The 19,821-nt window shown below is 74.2% G+C and carries 11 protein-coding genes (1 of these 11 only partly in view); 5 read left to right on the top strand and 6 right to left on the bottom strand.

Going from position 1 to position 19,821, the window contains the following annotated elements:
• The 4 genes from AFB00_RS16885 to AFB00_RS16900 form a co-directional block, all read left to right on the top strand.
• Positions 1-5,148: the 3' portion of a WXG100-like domain-containing protein gene (locus AFB00_RS16885; protein ID WP_068798036.1), read on the top strand. It extends 23,610 nt beyond the left edge of the window; only the last 5,148 of its 28,758 coding nucleotides appear in the window; the start codon falls outside the window, past its left edge; the stop codon is at positions 5,146-5,148.
• Complete coding sequence (locus AFB00_RS16890; protein WP_068798037.1) at positions 5,079-6,107, top strand: hypothetical protein; 1,029 nt, start codon at positions 5,079-5,081, stop codon at positions 6,105-6,107. The genes AFB00_RS16885 and AFB00_RS16890 overlap by 70 nt, the downstream gene beginning before the upstream one ends.
• Before the next feature lie 47 nt (positions 6,108-6,154).
• Positions 6,155-6,769 carry a type VII secretion system-associated protein gene (locus AFB00_RS16895; protein WP_197519559.1) on the top strand — a complete coding sequence of 205 codons (615 nt, stop codon included), beginning with the start codon at positions 6,155-6,157 and terminating at the stop codon, positions 6,767-6,769.
• A gap of 126 nt (positions 6,770-6,895) precedes the next feature.
• Complete coding sequence (locus AFB00_RS16900; RefSeq protein ID WP_068798039.1) at positions 6,896-9,301, top strand: right-handed parallel beta-helix repeat-containing protein; 2,406 nt, start codon at positions 6,896-6,898, stop codon at positions 9,299-9,301.
• Between the two features lie 258 nt (positions 9,302-9,559).
• Here AFB00_RS16900 and AFB00_RS33310 read toward each other — a convergent pair whose 3' ends face one another.
• The 3 genes from AFB00_RS33310 to AFB00_RS16910 all read right to left on the bottom strand — a co-directional run bounded on the left by AFB00_RS33310 (position 9,560) and on the right by AFB00_RS16910 (position 13,923).
• Positions 9,560-9,700 carry a hypothetical protein gene (locus AFB00_RS33310; RefSeq protein WP_156819576.1) on the bottom strand — a complete coding sequence of 47 codons (141 nt, stop codon included), beginning with the start codon at positions 9,698-9,700 and terminating at the stop codon, positions 9,560-9,562.
• A gap of 176 nt (positions 9,701-9,876) precedes the next feature.
• A complete protein-coding gene (locus AFB00_RS35610) occupies positions 9,877-11,049 on the bottom strand; it encodes a hypothetical protein (RefSeq protein ID WP_068798040.1) in 1,173 nt (390 codons plus the stop codon).
• A gap of 168 nt (positions 11,050-11,217) precedes the next feature.
• Positions 11,218-13,923, bottom strand: coding sequence for an ATP-binding protein (locus tag AFB00_RS16910; RefSeq protein ID WP_068798041.1), 2,706 nt, complete (start codon positions 13,921-13,923; stop codon positions 11,218-11,220).
• A 190-nt stretch (positions 13,924-14,113) separates the two neighbouring features.
• Here AFB00_RS16910 and AFB00_RS16915 point away from each other — a divergent pair, with 190 nt between their 5' ends.
• Complete coding sequence (locus AFB00_RS16915; protein ID WP_068798042.1) at positions 14,114-16,810, top strand: helix-turn-helix transcriptional regulator; 2,697 nt, start codon at positions 14,114-14,116, stop codon at positions 16,808-16,810.
• 269 nt (positions 16,811-17,079) lie between these two features.
• On the opposite strand, the gene AFB00_RS16920 is transcribed toward AFB00_RS16915, so the two are convergent.
• From AFB00_RS16920 to AFB00_RS16925, 3 genes are all read right to left on the bottom strand, one after another.
• The gene (locus AFB00_RS16920) at positions 17,080-17,496 is read right to left on the bottom strand and encodes a hypothetical protein (protein ID WP_197519560.1); all 417 of its coding nucleotides are present in this window, start codon (positions 17,494-17,496) and stop codon (positions 17,080-17,082) included.
• A gap of 633 nt (positions 17,497-18,129) precedes the next feature.
• Positions 18,130-18,393: a hypothetical protein gene (locus AFB00_RS33315; RefSeq protein ID WP_156819577.1), complete on the bottom strand. Its 264-nt coding sequence runs from the start codon at positions 18,391-18,393 to the stop codon at positions 18,130-18,132.
• 321 nt (positions 18,394-18,714) lie between these two features.
• Positions 18,715-19,818 carry a C40 family peptidase gene (locus AFB00_RS16925; RefSeq protein ID WP_068800390.1) on the bottom strand — a complete coding sequence of 368 codons (1,104 nt, stop codon included), beginning with the start codon at positions 19,816-19,818 and terminating at the stop codon, positions 18,715-18,717.
• Between the last annotated feature and the right edge of the window lie 3 nt (positions 19,819-19,821).

Consider the following 19,821-nt stretch of genomic DNA (forward strand, 5'->3'; position numbering starts at 1 on the left):
GACCGCCCGCTGGAGGGCTGGACCTACCCGGCGAGCTTCCACGTCGGGGTCGGCGGGAGCTGGTCGAGCCCCGGCCCGGACGGCGACCCGCTGCCGGGACGGGTGGGCGTGATCGTTCCCGAACCGGCCGCGGACCTGCCGGACCGCATCGACGACCCGAGCGGCGGGACCCCTGCGACGGGACCCGAGACGGAGCAGGCGACGGCACGGTGGAGCGACACCGCGCCCGCCCGGTTCGCCCGCCCCGGCAAGCTGCCGATGCACTCGGAGATCGACATGGTGCAGCCGCCGCCGGGCCTGACCACCGAGATCGCCCGGATGGTGCACCGCCCGTCGGCGAGCGGGTCCGGCGGGCTCGTGCGCGGGATCCTCCGGCCACTGTTCCGGCCGTTCGTCGGCAGCAGGCCGGACCGGGTCGACGAGCCGCACCGGGCTCGCCGGTACTTCCGGCACGATCCGCGTCGCGACGGCTCGAACTCCACGAACGCGGCCCTGGAGGTGCTGGAGTCCTCGACCTCGCCGTACGCCCAGCAGGCTGGACTCGGCGAGGCCGTCGCCCGGCACCGCGACATCGACCTGACGACCGGCGGCTACGAGGGCCTGGTCGGCCGCCGGGTCGACGACGTGCACCTGAGGCAGAACCGTACGGTCGGCGACCCGGTGATCCTGGCCGTCGACGACGAGCACACCTTCACCTACACCGTCGATCCCGGCACCGACATCGGCGGCGAGAGCGGGCCGCACCACGGCTGGCGGGGCCGTGTCGGTGGGGTCGCCCTCCCGATCACGACCGGCAACGCGGCCGCCGGGTTCGGTGCGGACCTGCAGCTGCACCGGCTCCGGACGTCGCGCTCGGCGCCGAGCGGTACGAACCGCGCGCCGCAGACGCGCACCCACACCGGGCGCGGCTTCTACATCCGCTACAACTACCAGGACGAGTTCCGGATGAGCCTGCGGGAGCGGGTCGTCGACCTGTTCGGCGTCGGCCACGCCCTGCGCGAGCACATCTCGACCCGGTGGACCGAGGTGCCCGGTGGGCTGGCCGCATGGGTCTCGGCGGAGGAGATCCACGACGTCGGCGTCCTGGACGCCGCGTCGCTGGAGCGTCTGAACGATGCGGAGCGGAAGGCCTACCACGCGGCGGTTCCGCAGGCCGGCGGCGAGGCCCGCCCCGACGACCTGATCCCGGACGAGGATGTCCGTCCGCCGGAGCACGTCCAGCTGCACCGCAGCGACGTCGTCGCCGACCTCCACGCACAACTGGACGATGCGCTGAACCGGTGGGCGACCGAACAGGGTGTGTCCGGTCCGCTGAAGGTCCTGCGGGTGAACGTCGCGACCGACGGCGACACCGGGATGCGGACGACCGTGCGCGGGTGGTGGCGCCGTCTCACCGGGTCCGGGGCGGACCCGCAGACGGGCCCGCGGAACGTGGAGATGGGCCTGACCAACGATCCTGCCCGGATGGAGGCGCTGATCCCCGACCTGCTCCGGCAGGGATGGCCGCTGCTGGTGACGGCGTCCGCCGGTGGACGGTCGCTGGACCTGATGGTCGACGTCAAGGGCGCTCTCGGTGCCGCCCGCCGGCACGGCGACGCGCGGTCCGCCGTCACCGTGACGACCGAGCCGAGCCGCACCGACGGCGTCGAGGACAGCGAGCTGCGGGCCTGGTGGGTGCGGCACGACGTCGGGTTCACCGCCTTCCTCGGCGACCCGGGGTCGACCCGACCCCGGGTGTTCGTCGGGCCGATCTTCGAATACCTGCTGGACGACCGGTCGGCGACCGAGCGGTCGACGACGCGGTCCTCGTCCGGCACGGACCGCATCGCCGACCGGACCCGGACGCTGCGCGACCTCGACCTGACCTTCGGAGTCCAGGCCGTCGCCCGCCGAGGATCGATCCTGCGCCGGGTCCACCCGCTGCTGGAGTTCTTCGGCCGCGGGAAGCCGTCCCGCGCGGACTTCACCGCCACCGGGCACATCGCTCGGGCGCTGCGCACGGTCCCGGAGTCCGACGCCGAACCGATCGGACGGATCGAGGGCTCCTGGCGGGACGCCCGGCGGGCCGCCGGGATGGACCCGGGGTTCTCCGAGGATGCCCAGGTCCGGGTCCGACGGACGCCGGGCGTCCCCGTTCCGCGGGAGCTCGACCCGATCACCCACGGACCCGGCGGGGCCGACCCGGACGGGATGACGGCGGCCGACCGCCGCATGCTGCTCCTGGAGCTGTCGCGGTCGAACACCGCCGAGAACCTGCGCACCCAGCTCGGGCCCGACGGCCGCCTGATCGAGCTGCCCCGCGGGCGGTACTCCGGGGTGCGGGTGCGCACCGATTTCGTCGCCGTCGACGTGCACGGCGAGATCGAGGGCCGCCGGACCGGCTCGGTGACCGAGATCCGCTCCGGCAGCCGGACGCACAGCCGCACCGCGGAGACGAACACCTTCAGCGCGGTCGAGGCGCGGGCCCGGGCCGCCGAGTACGACACCAACGGCGACGGCCGGGCCGAGACCTCGCAGTACACACCGTTCGTATCGGTCGTGGACTCCCAGGCGCTCCACTCACGGCGGACGCGTGCGACGGGGGTCTCGCACTCCTCGACCCGCACCGTCGAGACCGTCTCGGACATGACGCTGGTCCGTGTGGAGGCGCGGCACACGCTGGAGTACCTGGGTGACCGGGGTGTCGAGGGCACCGGCCGGTTCGACGAGCGGATCGCGCTGGAGGTCGACGACACCGCGCTGGCCGACCTGATCGGCGGCAGGCGGGGGCCGGTCCGGGACCGGCTGGCCCCGATCGAGGAGACCCCCGAGGTCACCGAGGCCCCCGCGACCCCGGCCGGGCGGGCCAGCAGCGAGAGCGACCTCTACGGCCCGCCGACCCCGCCCCCCGCGCCGCCGACCCCGCCGCCCGCCCCGCCGGCCCCGGACTCCATCGAGTCGAGCCGGGAGCCCGTCGACCCCGGCCTCGACGTCGAGTTCGACCCCGGCACGGGGGAGCTCCAGCCGGTCCAGCGGACCCCGGCCGGCAACCGGATCCCGCCCCTGTCCGTCACCGTGCGAGCCCTGTTGCGTACCGGAATCACCAGGAGGATCCCGGACGAGGACCTGCCAGAGGGACCTGCCTTCGACCGGCTCGTCCAGGAGCTGCGCGACGAGACCCACACCGCGTACGAGGGAAACCGCGTCGCGCCGGAACCCGCGTCGTGGCCCCGCCGGAGGATCGCGCCGGTGTCCGGGGACGTGATCGGCGGCATCGAGGCGGCACAGCTGGCCGACGACCTGACGCAGGCGTTGCTGGCACGCCGCGGGAAGAGCCCGGCTTCGACGCTGGCCAGCGGAGGTGTCGGGCCCGAGTTGGAGGTGGCCGACACCCGGTTCAGCGGACAGACCGTCGTGTCCGGCCGGTACGTCAAGCTCGTCACCGACCTGTTGCAGGACGGCCAGCGGATCGCGGAGATCGTCGCGGTGCCGGGAGCCGCGCTGCGCGGCGAGCAGAGTCGCCCCCCGGCCCACCAGATATGGGCCGAGATCGACCGCATGCTCCGGAGCCTGCGCGACGCCCGGCCCGGTGCGTCCATCCGGTCGATCTTCTCCCGTTGGTCCGGTTTCTCGATCCGCCACGGGCACGCTGTGCAGATCCGCCGCGACGAACTGTCGGTGCGCTCGTTCGGCGAGCAGATCACCGTTGGGTCGTCGGTGTTCGGGCTGCGCGAGCACCTACGGGAGGCCTACCAGGACGCCCTCCGCGAAGGGGTACCCACAACTGATTTCGCCATGCGCTCCCACCGGGACGCCCGGTCGTTCGGACAGGAGGTCGGCGACCGGTTCCTCGCCTCCGCCGGTCGCGACGCCCGGTCCCGGCTCGGCACCGATGCCGCTCTGCGGGCTGACCTCGACGCGGTGCAGGGCTACGCGGCGCTCGCCTACACCCAGCTGCTGACGGGCCTGCCGACCTCGGTCGGCTTCGACACCATCGAGAAGAACCACACGTTGGTCCTGTCCCGGGTACCGATCTCGGCCGTCCGGGACGCTCTGCCGCAACGGGTGCGCCGGTTCATGGCGGACGACGCCTCCGGGCTGGGTGCGCTGTTCGAGAAGACGATCGCTACGAACGGCCCGGACATGGGACTCGCCACCGCGGACGGCTTCCTGCGCTCGAAGCTGGGGCGGGGACGCAGCAGGTTCTCCGGGCAGGACTTCGTCCGGCAGACGTGGAGCCCGCGTCGCCGTGGCGAACCGGCGGTCCCGCCGAACGCGCTGGTCCTGTGGATGAACTCCGAGCTCGACAGTCTCGACACCGCCGACGGTGGCCGGCCGGGGCTGCCCCTGGTACCGCTGGAGCACCGTTACCTCCGCCCCGTCGCCGGCCGCGACGGGCTGGCCCGCGCCTACGCCCGGCAGCTGGGCTGGCAGGACATCTCCCGCCGGATCGACAACGACGCGTGGATCGCCATGGCCGAGTCCGGGGTCGCCGAACGAGGGCCGGAGTTCGTGGTGTTCCTCCCGCCGCAGGTGTCCCGACCCGAGGGCGTCCTGCTGTCCGACGAGCCCTTCCCCGATCCGGCGAGGATCGGTTTCACGGGTGGCGGCGCCGTCCCGACCGACGACCGGTGGGCCGAGACCGTCGACGCGTTCGCCCGGGATGCGCTCGACCGGTCCGTCGAGCTGGCCGATAGCGAGGTGCCGGAGCTGGTCCTGCGCGTCGAGGGCGGCGGCAACGGCGGGATGCGGAGCCGCACGGGTGCGTCCGTGCGCGGTGACGAACGAGCCGCGGTTGTCGTCGACGAGCTGGAACGCCGGCTCGCGGCGCTGCGGGCAGAGCGGGCCGCCGAGAACCCGATCCCGATCAGGGTCGAGAGGTCGAGCCGCGGTTCCGGATCCGGTGCGAGCCCGCTGCCGGAGCCGAAAAGCGCTGTCTGGTCGCGGTGGCCGAGTCGGCGGGCTACAAGCTTCCCGGCAGGAACGATCTCCGGGGGGGGGGGGGGGGGGCGGTGTCCGGTGTCCTGGCTGGGCGGTCGATCGCTGAGGAGCCGGTCTCTGGGCGGTGGTCCACAGAGGAGTTCGAGGCCCACGAGGGTGTGTATCATCGGGTCCGGGTCGCCAACCTCGCCGAGGAGCAGCGGAGCCCCGAGGTCTACGGTCGGCTGAATTCGACCGGCCGCGCGGTGGAACTGCTGCGCCTCGACGATGGCCGCCTGCGGCGATCGCTGGAGGACCTCGCCGCGGCCACGGGTCGCCGCCTTCCCGAATCCGGTGACCTGCAGTCTGCGTTGACCCGCGTCCTGAAGAGGCAGTCCGACGTTCAGCCGTGGTCGCGAGAAGAGATCGGTGACGACGTGGAGGTGCGTGCGCTGGTGCGGGCCGCCGACCTCGAGGAGGAGCAGCGAAGCCCCGACAAGTACCGCCTGCTGAACTCGACCTTCCGTTCGAGGCATCTGTTGCGCCCCGATGGTGAGCTGCGGCCACTGCTGGTCGCCCGGGCTTCGGCCGCGGGCCGCAGGCTCCCCTACTTCAACACGCTGCTGTCCGCGGTGACGGACATCGTGGCCGGTTCGGGCGCGCTGCGGGGGTTGTCATCGGCGCAGGAGGACCCGCCGGATGTCCAGGCCCTGTTGCTCGGGCCGGGCCGTGATCCGTCCGGGACCCTCGGTGAACGGTCGGGTGTCGACGATCCGGCGGCGCGGCCGGTCGACCACGACGCCCTTCGTGATCGTGTGTACCGGCTTCTCGGTACCGATGCGGGCGCGTGGGGACGGGTGGTCACGGCGGGGGACCTCTCCGAACTCGTCGCCATGCGCGTGCAGGTTCACGCGGCACAGATCGTCGCCGGATCGATGTGGGCCGAGAGTGTCGGCGAGGGGGGTGCGACCGCGAACCGGGTCATGTTCGAGGTGGTGGTCGACCGCGTCGCCGTGGAACTCCTGTCGCCGACGGGCGGGGACGACGCCGCCCGCACCCTGGCCCGCGACCTCGTGGATCGGTTGCAGCGCGAGGGCCTGATCGACGGGGCGGACCCGGCGGGAACCGGGGCCGGCGAGCCCTCAGCGAAGCGTCGACGAACATCGGTGCCCGCACCGGACGACGTCGCAGGTGAGGACACGAGCTGACTACCGTGCACCCCGACCGCAGGCCCCGACCCGAAAGGATGATCTCGATGAGCGAGCCTCCGGAGCTGACGACCGCACCCGACCTGCTGGTGCTCCTGGACCCGGCCGCCGAACCCGACGACGACGGTTCGGTCGCCGACGAGCACATCATCGGCGGCTGGGAGGTCGACGCGGACGGCGCGACCGGCCGTTTCCTGCCTAATCCCGAGCACGTGCCCTCCGGCCCCGACGTGCCGTCCGACCCGGTCGACGCGGTGCTGCGTGGCATGGCACGCAGCGAGACCGACGGCGAGGAGCTGCTCGCCGCGCTCGGTGACCTCGATCTCGCGATCGGGCACGACGAGACCGGATCCGTCGTGGTGGCACCGGGGCCGGACGGCGTGCACTGCGTGCTGGCCGCGACCGCATTGCGGCACTGCGGTCCGGCTGCGGCGGCGGCCGACCCGACGGTCGACGAGTGGCGGTTCTGCTCGGTCGGCGAGTTGGTCGAGGTCCTCCCAACGCAGGGCATCGACGTTCTGCTCAACCCGCTCGGACCGGCCCCGATGAGGATCACGGCCGCAGATCTCCGGAAGGTCACCCAGGGCGCCGCGGCAGGTGCCGGGGAGGGCGACGTTGCTGCCCCGCAGACCGGTTCCGCCGGGCCCCCCGGGACGTCATAATAAGAGCAGGGCCCCGGGTGTGGCCCGGCCCTGTCATGGCACGACGACGGGCGGACCGCCGGGGCCGTCGGTGACCCACCCTGCCGACGTGCCACGACCCGCGTGCCATTACCCGGAGGTGACGCCGTGAGCGGTGCCGTGCTGACCGTGAGCGCGACCGCTGGGGGGAGCCTCGCCGAGTCCGTGGCCTCCGCCCCCGCCGGATCGACGGTGGTGCTGGCCGCCGGGACCTACACCGGCCCGCTGATCCTGGACCGCCACATCACCGTCGCGGCCGAGGACGGCGCCGGGTCGGTCCGGGTGCACGTGCCCGAGGGCCCGGCGCTGGTCGTGCTCGGCGGCACCGCCCGGGCGGCCGGGTTGATCCTGCGCGCCACCGGTTCCGACCCGGCCGCCGCGGTGACCGCCGGGCACCTGGAACTGATCGAGTGCCGCGTGGAGGCGACCGCGTGGTCGGCCGTGCACTCCGGCGCCGGCGAGCTGCTCCTGCGCGACTGCGAGATCGTCAACGAGACCGGGGCCGGGATCGTCGTGACCTCGCCGGACGGCGCGGTGATCGACTCCACCCGGCTGCGCGACATCGGGACCTCGGCGCTCGTCGCCACCGAGAACGGCACGCTCACCGCCCGCAACTGCGAGATCGGGCCGAGCGGCGGCAACGGTGTGTTCGTCGCCGGGTCCGCCACCGCCGTGCTCTCCGGCTGCACCGTGGAGTCCGCGGCCCAGCCCGCGATCGCCGTGGAGGGCGCCGGCGGGCTGACAGCGACGTCGGTGCAGGTCCGCGACGCCGGCGGCGTCGGCGTCTTCCTGGCCGCCACCGGTTCGGTCGCCCTCGACGACTGCACGGTCTCCGGCAGCGGCACCGAGGGGATCTACGTCGCCGCGACTTGCGCCCCGGTGCTGCGCGGGTGCCGGGTGTCCGGAGCCGGCGGCCGCGGGTTCCACTTCTCCGACGGCGCGACCGGGACCGTCTTCGAGTGCGAGGTCACCGACACCGGCGGCGCCGGTGTCGGAGTGACCACGCGCAGCCGCCCCGAGTTCGACCGGGTGGTCGTGACCGGTGCCGGGGCGGCCGGGATGGCTGTCGACGCCGACTCCGAACCGTTCGTCCGCCGGTTGCGGGTGTTGTCCTCGACCGGCCCCGGCATCCTCGTCGACGGCGCCAGGGGTCGCTGGGAGACCGTGGAGATCGAGCGGACCGGCGGCTCCGGCGTGCACGTCCGGAACGGCGCTCGGGCCGACCTCGTGGGCGCCAGCGTCCGCGGGCCGGCCGGACACGGGCTGCACGCCGACGGTGGGACCCTCGTGGTCACCGACGCCGACGTGGCGTCGCCCGGCGCGGACGGTCTGCGCGCCGACGCCGAGGCCGAGCTGACGGCCCACCAGTGCCGCGTCCGTGGCCCGGCCGGGGCGTGTCTGACGTTTGGGGAGCGGTCGGCGGGCTCCGTCACTGGTTCGGAGTTCAGCGGAGCCGGCGGCCCCGGGATCGTCGTCGCGACGACCGAACCCGTCCGCATCCGGGACTGCGCGGTCCACGATAGCGCCGGCCCGGTGCTCCTCGAGCAGGTACCCCACACCGATGTCGTGGTGCAGGACCTCGCCGAGTCGGGCAACAACGCCGGCCCCGGCCGGCCCCCCGCCGCCGGTGGCCCCGCGGTGGCGACGTCCGCGTCCGGTGGCAGGTCCCCGGCGCCGCAGGCACCGCCGCCGCCGGTCCGGCGCGGCAGCGACCCGCTCAGCGCGCTGCAGGACCTGGTCGGCCTGGAGAGCGTCAAGGGCGACGTCACCTCGATGGTGAACCTGAACAAGATGGCCAAGCGCCGGATCGACGCGGGTCTGTCCGCGCCGCCGATGGCCCGCCATCTCGTCTTCGCCGGTGCCCCCGGTACCGGCAAGACGACCGTCGCCCGGCTCTACGGCGAGATCCTCGCCCAGCTCGGGGTGCTGCGGAAGGGACACCTCGTCGAGGTCGCGCGGGCCGACCTGGTCGCCCAGATCATCGGCGGCACGGCGATCAAGACGACCGAGGCCTTCGAGAGCGCGCTCGGCGGGGTGCTGTTCATCGACGAGGCGTACGCGCTGTCCACCGGGCGCGGCGGCACCGGTCCCGACTTCGGGCGGGAGGCGATCGACACCCTCGTCAAGCTGATGGAGGACCACCGCGACGACGTCGTGGTGATCGCCGCCGGCTACTCGAAGGAGATGGTTCAGTTCCTCGCCGCGAACCCCGGTATGGAATCGCGATTCTCCCGCACCCTGGAATTTGCCAACTACGAGCCCGAGGAACTGGTGACGATCGTGCGGCTCCAGTGCCGCAAGCACGACTACCGGCTCGCCGAGGACGCCGCCGAGGCGCTTCTCGCCTATTTCGACGAGATCCCGAAGGACGGCACGTTCGGTAACGGGCGTACCGCGCGGCGGGTGTTCGAGCGCATGGCTGACCGGCAGGCGTCGCGGCTCAGCATGGCACCCCCCGGCTCGGCGGACGACCTGACCCTGCTGACCGTCGAGGACCTCGAGCTGACGTCCTGACCGCACGACGACGGCCCCCGGGCCGGTTCTCCTGCAGAACCGGCCCGGGGCCGTCGTGTGTCACGGGTGCGGCCGGATGCCCCGGGCGGGGGCCGAGGGGGTGTGGGGGTGACCCCCGCCCGGGTCCGGCGGCGGGACCGGACGCCAGGGAAGTGCTGCGCCCGGAACCGTCGCGGGCCGGTCAGTTCGCCGGGATGCCCGGGAGGGCGGGCGTGACCGGCTGCGCGGGGGTGGCCGGGGTACCGGGGTGCGCCGGGGTCAACGGGCTGGTGCCCTGGTGCTGGGGGGCGGTGGGGTGTCCTCGTCGGCCACGGCGGCTCCGGCGCCCACGAGTGCGAGTGCGACTGCTGCGGCGCCGGCCAGTCCGGCCCGCAGCACCCACTGACGATTCGATCGCATGAGTTCTCTCCCGTTTCGTCGTTTATCGGGTCCTGCGAACATAGTGGATCCGAGACGATTGCGAGTGTCGTCGCGGCAATTCTCGACGAGATGAGGGGACTTCCCCCGCGGGAGTACATCGATACGACGACAGGGCCCTCCCGGATGGGGAGGGCCCTGTCGTTCCGTCTGACGGGTCAGGAGCGGGGGAAACCCAGCTGGACACCTGCGATCTCGCTCTGCGGGACGGGGTCGGCGAGGGTGAATCTCGCCTTCCCGTCCTTGACCGTCGACAGCGCCTCGACGGTGTCACCGGACTTCCGGTGCACGATCAGCCGGACCTTCCGGTCGCCGCAGGAGTCGGGGAAGCCGCTCACCGTGGCGCCGTTGACGTTTCCGGCAGAACCCTTGCGGAGCTGTGTGCGCAGGCCCTCGCCGTCGGTGACACAGGTCGGGGTCGTCGTCCGCCCCGTCGTCTGCGGGGACGCGTTGCGCTGCTGGGTGCGGGTCTCGGTCCGGTCGGAGTCGGAGTCCGTCGTCTCGGGCGTGCTCCGGGTCTGCGGCTGCTCCGACCGGTCGGACTCCGTGCGGGCCTCCCGGGTCGGGGCGGCCTGCGGGGGCACTCCCCAGTCGGGTTCGGCGGCGGGCTCGCGCTCCGCCTGCCGGGGTGCCTCGCGGACCGGTTCGCTGGTCGGCCCGGTCGTGCGTTCCCGCGTCGGTTCGGCGGTCCGTTCCCGGGTCGGCTCCCGGGTGGGTTCGGGCGCGGGCGCGGCGAGGGCGACCGGCGGCTGGGCCGCGGGCGGCGGCGGGGCGGCGGGCGCCGGTGCGGCGGCCGCGGGGGGAGGTGCAGGCGGTGCCGCGGGCGGCGGGGGATCGGCGGGCGGCGGGTCCGCGGGCTTCGGTGCCGCCGCGACCGGGGCACCCCCGTCGGTGATGTCCGGCACCGCGAGCGCGACGTCCGGCGCCGGCGGGACCGGGGCCGCGCCGGGCGGCGGCGGGACGGGTGGCTCACCGGGTGCCGGGTGCGCGCCGCCGGCGAACGGGTCGATGGCGGGCAGCTCGGAGACCGCACCGTCCGGGGGCACCGCGTCGAGCGCCGCGGGGTCGCCACTGCCGCTGGACACGGGACTCTCGACGGCCGGCGGCGGTTCCGACCCGTCGGCCGCGGTCCAGGCTGGCGCCGAGAGCGCGGCCGGATCGGGAGCGTTCAGCGACAGCGGAGCCGCCACCGCCACGGCGGAGACCCCGAGCGCGGCGAGCGTGGTGATCGCGGCGACGGCGATCCCGGTGCGCCGGCGGTGGCCGCCGGCCGGATCACCCGGACGCCGCCCCGACCCGGACGGTCGCCGCCCGTTACCGGACTCGTACACCTGAGATCCTCCGTTGCCTGACGATCGTGCGCCGGACACACAGCGCCGGATTAGAACGGTATGCCGGGCCCGGCGTTCGAGCCGCCGCACGGCCGAGTTACTGCCCCGGGGGGACGCAACGACGCCCACGAGGACGCCGGGGCTGGCTCGTCGTGCCTGGTGATCGGCTCAGTGGTCGTAGGTGCCCTCGAGCAGCGCCGCGGCCAGCTCGATCCGCGAGCGGTAGCCGGTACGGGAGAACAGCCGTCCCAGTCGGCCCTCGACGCTCTTCTCGCTGCTGCCGAGCACGTGGGCGATCTGGCGGTTGGTCAGTCCCTCGGTGAGCAGCTGGCCGAGGAGCCGTTCGTTCTCGGCCTTGGTGACCGACCGGCCGGGGACCGGCACCCCGGAGATCTCCATGGCGGTGCGGGTCCAGTAGCGGGCGAGCGGGGCGTCGATCCGTTCGTAGAAGGCGTAGATGCGCAGCAGCTCGTCGGCTTCGACCAGGCCCATCCGGGCCAGTCGCATTCCGAGCTGGGCGCCGTCGAACTCCTGGCCGGTGTCGCGGGCGATCCGCAGGCACTCGGCGGTCTCGTCGGCGTCGGCGTGGGCCATCGCCCGGCCGAAGGAGGCGTGCAGCAGCGCGCGAGGGGTGCCCAGCACGGCAGCGACCTCGTCGAGCTCCCCGGCTCGCAGGCGGGCCCGCTCGAAGTCCTCGCAGATCACGTCGATCTGGACCAGGAGGCAGAGCAGGAGATCGGCGCCGACGAGCAGGCTCTCGCCGCGGGCCTGATCGAGTGCGCCCTCGACCCGGGCGGTCGCGGTGGCGAGGTCGCCCAGGCCCAGGTCGATCACCCCCTCGACCATGTCGAGCAGGTGCGACAGGACCGGGACCTCGCCGCGGGCGGACGCGATCGTCTGCCGGGCCGCGGTGAGCTGCCCGCGCACGACCATCAGCCCGGTGAACTGCTGGTAGAACGAGGCCCGCCCGATCTCGAACATGTGGCTGCCCGGGTCGGCGATCGCCCGCTGGGCCAGCTCAGAGGCCTCCGGCCGGCCCTCCAGCAGGGCGAACACGGCACGGTGCTGGGGCACGAGCTCCGCCTCGGCGAGCCCGGACCGGCGGACCACCTCCCGCGCGCCCCGGACGTCCCCCATGGCGACGAGCGACGCGATGGCCCACTGGGCCCGGTAGCGGATCCGGGCCGGGTCGAGGACCGTCGGCTCGCCGTCGAGGACCGACGGGGCGTCGGTGGCCGGGACCCGGCCGGCGAACAGGTCGCCGACCCATTCAATCAGCTCGCCCATCTCCCGGGTCGTCGGCTCGGCGCTCCAGTGTGGACGGGTGAGGTTCAGCAAAGCGTACGCAGCGCCCCAGCGGCCGCGCAGCGCCCTGGCGATGACCTGGCAGATGGCCCGGGTGGCGTCGTCGACCTCCCACAGGGTCGGCGCGGGCCCAGTCGCGATGGCGTCGAGCTCTGCGGTGTCGCCTGCCGAGTGCAGACCGAGCACGAGAACCGGGTAGAGCGCGTGCCGGGTGGGGTGCGGGATGGTCTCGTCGTCGAGCATTTCGCGGATCGCGGCGAGCGACGCGTCCGCGTCGCCCGCGCGTTCCGCCGCCCGGATGAACTCGTACCGGGCCCTGAGTCGCTCCGCAGCCGTGCCGGCCAGCTCGATCGCCGCCGCCCACCACCGCTCCTCCCGGCGGGGGACGACCCCTGGGACGGCCTCGGAGCCCGCGGCGATTAGCTCGTCGTACGCCCGGTCGGCCGGCAGCAACCGCCCGGCCAGCACGACCAGGTCGGCGAGCGCGGGCCGGTCGAGTGTGGCCCGGCCGTCCCAGACCGCGCGCACGACGAGGGTGGCGAGCACCCGCCGCTCGTAGGGTCCGAGTGCGGCGCGTAGCCCGGCGCCGAGCAGCGGGACGATGAACTGCCACCGTCCGGTGCTGCGGCGGTGCAGGATCCCGGTCGCGCGCAGCTCGGCCAGCCGGTCGCAGGCGTCCTCCGCGGTGGTCTCGAGCGCGGTGGCGAGCAGGCCGGGCAGCGCGCTGCCCGCGGGTTGCAGCGCTGCGGCGACGGTGGCGGTGCGCCAGATCCGAGGGCCGAGGCGTCGCACGTTCTCCTGCAGTGCAGCAGCGGTGTCCGGACCGGGTTCGGCGTGGGCGTCGGGGACGAGGTAGGCGTGCCCGGATACAAGGCGTACCCGGTCGGTGTGCCGCAGGGTCTCCGCGGCGCCCGCCACCACGGCGGTGAGGCCGCGGCTATGCCCGCGTACCCAGGTCAGCAGCTCTGGGGTGGGCACTGCGCCGAGCGTGTCTCGCACGACCTGGGCGGTCTGGTCGGCGTCCAGGCCGGGAACGCGCACCGTCGCGACCAGTCCGCGTGCCCGCAGGCGCTCCAGCGCCGGGAGTCCGACGGCGCGCAGCGGTTCCGGCCCCGGCATGGCGATCGCGCACACGTAGTGGACGGAGGTCCCGGTGAGCCGGTGGGCGAGTGCCTCGAGGACGGCGACGGTGTCGGCGTCCATCCACTGTGCGTCGTCGACCACGACGACGGCGTCGCGGCCGGTGACCCAGGCGGCCGTGGCCGCGGCGGCCCTGCGGGCGACGGCCGGGTCGTCGTGTGCGCCGGCTGCGGGACCGAAGGGGACCGGGACGTGGCCGTTGCCCCGGGGTGGCGGGGAGCCGTCGTCGTGGACACCGACCGGGACGCCGTCGCGGGTGAGCCGCACCCCGGTCACGACCCGCTCCTCGGCGCGCAGGACGGCCCGGACCTCGGCCAGCACCGTGCTGCGCCCCGATCCGGCCCACCCGGTCACCAGCACGACGGGCGGGCCGTCGTCGGCGCGCACGAGGTCGAGGACCTCGTTCGTCGTATTCCGAACCACCGGCACTCGATCATGATGGCGTACGCCGGGTGACGGCGCGTGCCGGGCCGGGTAACGGCTGTGACATCGAAACAGCCCGGACGGGCGTCATCGGTGCCCGGAAGGGGCAACGGCGGTGTCGGAGGATGATCAATGTTCCATGCTGACCGGCACGAGAGCCGCCGATCGTGGCCGACGTGGGGGAGGAAACGGACTCATGAGGAACGCTCCGTCCGCACCGGTCGGCAGGGAGGACGAACTCGCGGTACTCGCGGCCGACGGGCCGGGTGGTGTCGTCACGGTCCTGCACGGGGAGCGCGGGAGCGGGCGCAGCACGATGCTCGCGGCGCTGGCCGACATCGGACGGTCGGTCGGGCGCCCGGTGCTGACCGTCGACCTCGCCGGCCCGCGTCCCGAATGGGACCTCTACGGCGTCGTCCCGCTGCTCGACGCGGTGACCGGCCGGTTCGAGAGCCTCGGCGCGGCAGCCAATCTCGTCGGCCGGACCGCCGCCTTGCGCCGCCGGTGCACCCCCGGCTCCTACCGCAGCACGGTCCGTCGCGGTGCCCTGCACGCCGAGATCGGCCGGTTGCTGGGCAGCCTCGGCTCGGCGGCGCTGGTCCTGCTCGACGACGTCGACCATATCCCCGAACCCGAGCACATCGCGGTGGCCGGCCGGCTGGCCGGCCACCGGGTGATCGTCACGGCCGGACGGGCGTCGGCGCTCGGTGAGGTCGCCGACGCCCTAGTGCACGCCGGGCCGATCGGTACCGAGGATCTCGCCCGGCTTGTTCGCCGGGCGCTGCGTGCGCGCCCCGACGCGCGGCTGGTCGCCGCCCTGCGCCGGGCGCTGGGCCCGCTCGTGGGCAACCCGTCGGCGGTGCTCGCCACCCTCGACCACCTGCGCCGGTCGGACCGGTTGGTCACCGTCGCACGCCGGGTGTGCCTGCGCGCGCCGCACCGCCCGCCGACGCTGCCGTCCGACGCGCTCGCGGTCACCGCGGTCGGTGATCCCGGGGACTCCGCCGAGGAGATCGTCCTGCTGGTCGACGGCCCGGCCAGGGTCCGGGTCGAGGACACGCCGCTGCTGGCCGCCGCGTGCGGCCGGACCGCCCGAGACGCCGGTCGCACCGTCGACCGGCTCGTCGCGGACGGGGTGCTGGAGGAGCACCACGGCGCGCTCGTCCTGCGCTGCCCGGCGGTCGGGGCGACGCTGCGGGCCCGGGCCGGTACCGGCCGCGTCCGTGCCCTGCACGCCGCGGTGGTCCGAGCCTCCGCGACTGTCCCGGCCCCGCCGACGCCGGAGGTTCTCAGCGACCACGTGGAGGCCGCCGGCGACGCGCTGGAGCCCGGCCGGACGTGGTCGGAGCTGCTGCACGCGCAGGCCAGGGAACGCGAACGCCGGGCTCCCGACCGCGCCGCCCGCCTGGTGCACGCCGCCGAGCGGCACGACCGCGCCGAGCCGGAGTCCGAGCCGGAGTCCGGACCGGCCACCGGCTGGGTGCTCCGGCTGCTGTTGCGCGCCGGTGACCACCGTGGCGTCGCGCACCTGGTGGCCCGCATCGTCGCCGGCGGCGCCCGGGACGCCGATCCGGAGCTGCTCGCCGCCGCCGCGGCCGCCGCGGCGCTGTCGCTGGACGAGCCGGTGCCGGACGCGGTGCACCGGGCGCTGGGTCGGGACCTCGATCCCGCGTGCCCGTTGCGGCTGGTCCGGGACTGGACCGCCGGCCAGGCGCTGGACGTGCAAGAACTGCGGGACGCGATGCGCCCGCTGCTCGCGCCGAAGGCCGGTCCGGACCGTCGCTCGCTCGGCCGGCACGCGGCCGAGACGGCCCTGCTGAGCCGCGACGTCGTCGGTGCGCTCGAGGGGCTGCTCGGCCCGGCCTACCGTCGCCCGGCCCACGGCGGGCACCTCGGGCCCCAGCAGGTCGCCGTCGCCCTGAGCAGCGGCCGCTGGGAGGACGCGACCGACGAGGCCCGCGCCCTGTTCGCCGACCACGACGCGGACGAGAGCACCGCGGGCTCCCGCGAGCTCGCCGCGCTGCTCGCGGCCGACGCCGCAATCTGGTCCGGCGACGAGCGCATGGCCGAGGCGTGGCAGGACTACCTGCCGGACGACGCCGTCCGGGCCCGGCACCCGATGCTGTACGCGGCCGTACAGGCCACCCGGCTCTGGGCGGCCGGGGACGGAGCGACGGCGCTGGAGGACGGCTACCGGATCTGGACCGACGCGCAGGGCCGAGCCGGGCACGTCGGCCGGCGGTTCCTGCTGGCCCGGCTGTGCGGGATCGCCGCGATTGACGGCCACCGGCAGTGGCACGCCCGGCTGCACGCCGCCGCCGTCGAGTGGCGGCGCAACGCCCGGGGCGCCGAGGTCATCGGCGCCGCGGAGGCGTGGGACCTCGCGGACGGACTGTTCGGCGGTGGCGCGGCGAGCGAGGCGCGCCTGGCCAGGGCGATGGAACCGGCGCGCAACCGGGGGCACCGGGCGAAGCTGTGCTGGATGCTACTCGCCGCGGGGACCGCCGTCCCAGACCCGACCGCACTGTGGGCCGAGGCGCACGCGGTCGCCACCGAGATCGACTCGCCGGTACTGCGCGCGCGGCTGCGCCGGTTGGTCGAGGAGCACGGCGTCCGGCTCCCGGTCAGCCGCCACCGCGACTCCGGGCTCACCGACGTCCAGCTGCGCATCGTCGAGCTGGTCGAGCAGGGCATGACGAACCGGCAGATCGCCCGGGACCTGCAGATCAGCGAGAAGACCGTGGAGAACCACCTGACCAGGCTGTTCGTCCGGTTCGGGTGCCGTACGCGACACGGGCTCGCCACCGCCCGGATCGCCGCTCGATGCGACGAGACCGAGGTGCGCGGAGTACTCGACGCCGAGGACCCGCTCGCTCGCCCCGTGTCCTGCTGAGCCGCCCGGTCGGCGCACGCGTCTGCCGGGCACCGTGTTTCGACACGATGCCGGCAGCCGACGGCCGCGCACTGCCGGCCGGTGGACGAGCGTCCCGGTACGCGGTCAGCCGTGGCGGGTCTCCTGCCCGTAGAGCACCGTCGTGTAGGCGGAGAGGTACTCGCCCAGATCCCCGTCGGGCAGGTTGTAGGTGAGGAGCACGCCGTAGCCGTCCTCGACGGTCCGCCGGGCGAGGTCGGCGGTCAGCTTCCGTGGGGTGCCCGCGTCATCTACGGCCGCCGCGGAGAGCTGTTGCCGGGAGAGCCTGGGGATGGTCGGCGCCGTGTGCGTCCCGTAGTAGAAGTTCCAGGTGTAGTCCAGCTTCGCGCCGACTGACTCGTGGCCTGCGACAGTCCCTCGGTGGCCGGACCGATGTCGTAGAACGAGATGATCTTGTCCGGGAGGTGCGCCCGGAGCGCGGAGATCAGCCATCCGGCGGAGTCCGGGTTGATCGGCGGTGCGCCCGGACCGTCGTAGTCGCTGTGCTCGTCGTCCAGTTCGACGCCGTCGGGACCGTACTTCTCGACGGTCTGCGCTACCTCGGCGGCGAAGGCGCCCGCCGTCTCCGGGCTCTCGAAGTTCGCGAGGCCGGCGATCTGGTGGTTCCCGAGGATGGAGAGGGTGAACTTGGTGCCCTGCCGTTGCACCGGCCGACTCGTGGTCTCGGCGTTGTCGACGGTCTCCGGTACCTTCTCGTTGAGGAAGAGGGAGGGGCCTGTCGCCGGGGCGTGGTCGGTGTTGGCGGCGAAGACGATGGCGACGTCGAAGACCGGGGTCCCGTCCTCGAGCCGGTAGGTAGGTGGCGACGTTCTCGAACTTCTGGTCGTTGACCTCGACGTAGACCACACCGGTCAGTGGAGGTGGCGGTGCGAGGTCGTCCGCCCGGGCCGGGGCGGTTCCGATGCCCGCGAGCAGCAGGGCGAGTGCGCCGGCGGCACCCACCGCCATTCGGGATCCCACTGTTCTCGTGATCGATCTCGTCGTGAATCCACGTACTGATTCCTCGCCAGTTGCGATACTGTAATCCGATCGTGTGACACTAAAGCGTTTTAGCCAAGGCGTCGGCGAATGGCGGAACTGAGCGGCCGTGGCTGCGGCGCCGGGTCCGTGGCCGACGTCGTCCGGTGCCGTCCGGGCCCGGACACACATCTGCCAGCGCCGTGTTGCGGCACGACGCCGGCAGACAGTGGTCGGGACGACGGCCGTGGGGCTGCGTCCCGGTCGTGCTCCTCCGGCGGGTGTCCGCCCCGCGGGGCGGAACGATCGAGGAGGAGGAGCGGTCAGGGGGTGTTCGGCGGGATGCCCGGGTTCGTGGGCAGGTTCGGCAGGTTCTCCGACGGCGGCGGCCACTCGTCGGCGTTCCCGGCCCCGGTGCCGGTACCTGGCCCCGGCTGTACCGGGCCGCTGGTGCACGTCGGGCAGGCCACGTCCTGGCCCTGCTGTCCCGCGGCCAGTGCCGGTCCCGCGCCGGCGAGCGCGAATGCTGCCGTCGCCGCTCCGGTGATCAGTACGCGGGCGAGCTGCGGACGTCCTGTTGTCGTCATCGACACTCCTCGATGCCGGCTGGTCGCCGGCCGTCGTGTTCAGGTGCACGGCGGACGTTAGGTGCCGGACCGGACGGATCGTGCGGCCCCGTCGTTCCCGGCAGCCGGACGCGGGAGATCCCTCGCCAGTGCGCTCCGCGGGTTCGCCGCCACCAGCGTCCGGGACCAGCACCGGGTTGCTCCACCGGCGAGGGCGCGCTCTCTGTGGCGCTCGTCGAGCGGGCACCGGTCCGGTGACCGACCCCGCTCGAACGGCACGCGGTGCGGTCCGGCCGGGCCGACCACGGGGCATGGTGTGCCGTTCGGCGGGGGACCGTGGGTCTACCGCGCGTCGGCCCCGGACGGCCCCGCGACGTGCCGCACCCCGGTGACCTCGCCCTCCCAGTCCGACAGCGGCTGCAGGACGACCCCGGTCGCCGAGTCGTAGGCGTTCACGACGAGCCCGCCGCCGACGTACATCCCCACGTGCCGCGGGTTGGTCGGGGAGCCGAGCGATCCGGGGGTGAACACCAGGTCGCCCGGGGCGATGCTCGCGACCGTCGCGGGCGTCCCGGCGTTCTTCTGGCTCACCGTCCCGGCCGGGATCGGCACCCCGGCTGCGGCCCAGGAGGCCAGCATCAGCCCGGAGCAGTCGAACCCGTCGGGGCCCTTGCCGCCCCAGACGTAGGGCTTGCCGATCTGGGCGAGCGCGTAGCTCACCGCGGCCCGCTGGGCCGGGTCCGCGGGCAGGGCGAACCCGGGCGGGAGCGCGCCCGGGTCGACCGGCGTCGGCGCGGTCGGCAGCCCGGCGCCGCCCTGGTCCGGGCAGGCGAACGTGGACGCCTGCCGGGCCGTCGCCGCGCCGGGGGTGGGGACGGGGTTGTCCGGCCCGACCCAGAACCGGTCGACGAGCGCGGCCGCCGGCTCCTCCTGCGGGCCGTAGCGGTCCGGGAACGCCGAGCGCTGCACGGACTGGGCGGCCTCGCCGGGCGGCATGGTCGCCCACCCGGACAGCTCGACGAGCCGGTCGAGGAAGATCCCGGTCGAGTACACTGGGTTGAGGACCTGCTCCGGCGTGCCCCAGCCCTGCGACGGACGCTGCTGGTAGAGCCCGAGCGAGTCCCGGTCCCCGTACTCCACGTTGACCAGCCGGGACTCGACGATGACCGTCGAGATCGCGATGACGGCGGCCCGCCGCGGCAGCCCGCGCCCGACGACGCCGTCGACGATCGTCGCGGCGTTCTCGGTCTGCTCGGCGTTCCAGTCGGTCCCGCCGATGGACTGCGAGCCACCGCCGATCCCGCCGTCGCCGCCGCAGCCGCCGCCCGGCAGCGCGCCGTCGGCGGCCGCGCCGAGCATCGCGATCCCGATGCCGAGGGTGGCGGAGACGAACGTCAGCGTCGCGGCGACGACCGCCAGGACGACGGCCGGGCTCCTGCGTGCCACCGG

This window comes from Pseudonocardia sp. HH130630-07, from assembly GCF_001698125.1.
Taxonomy (GTDB): Bacteria; Actinomycetota; Actinomycetes; order Mycobacteriales; family Pseudonocardiaceae; genus Pseudonocardia.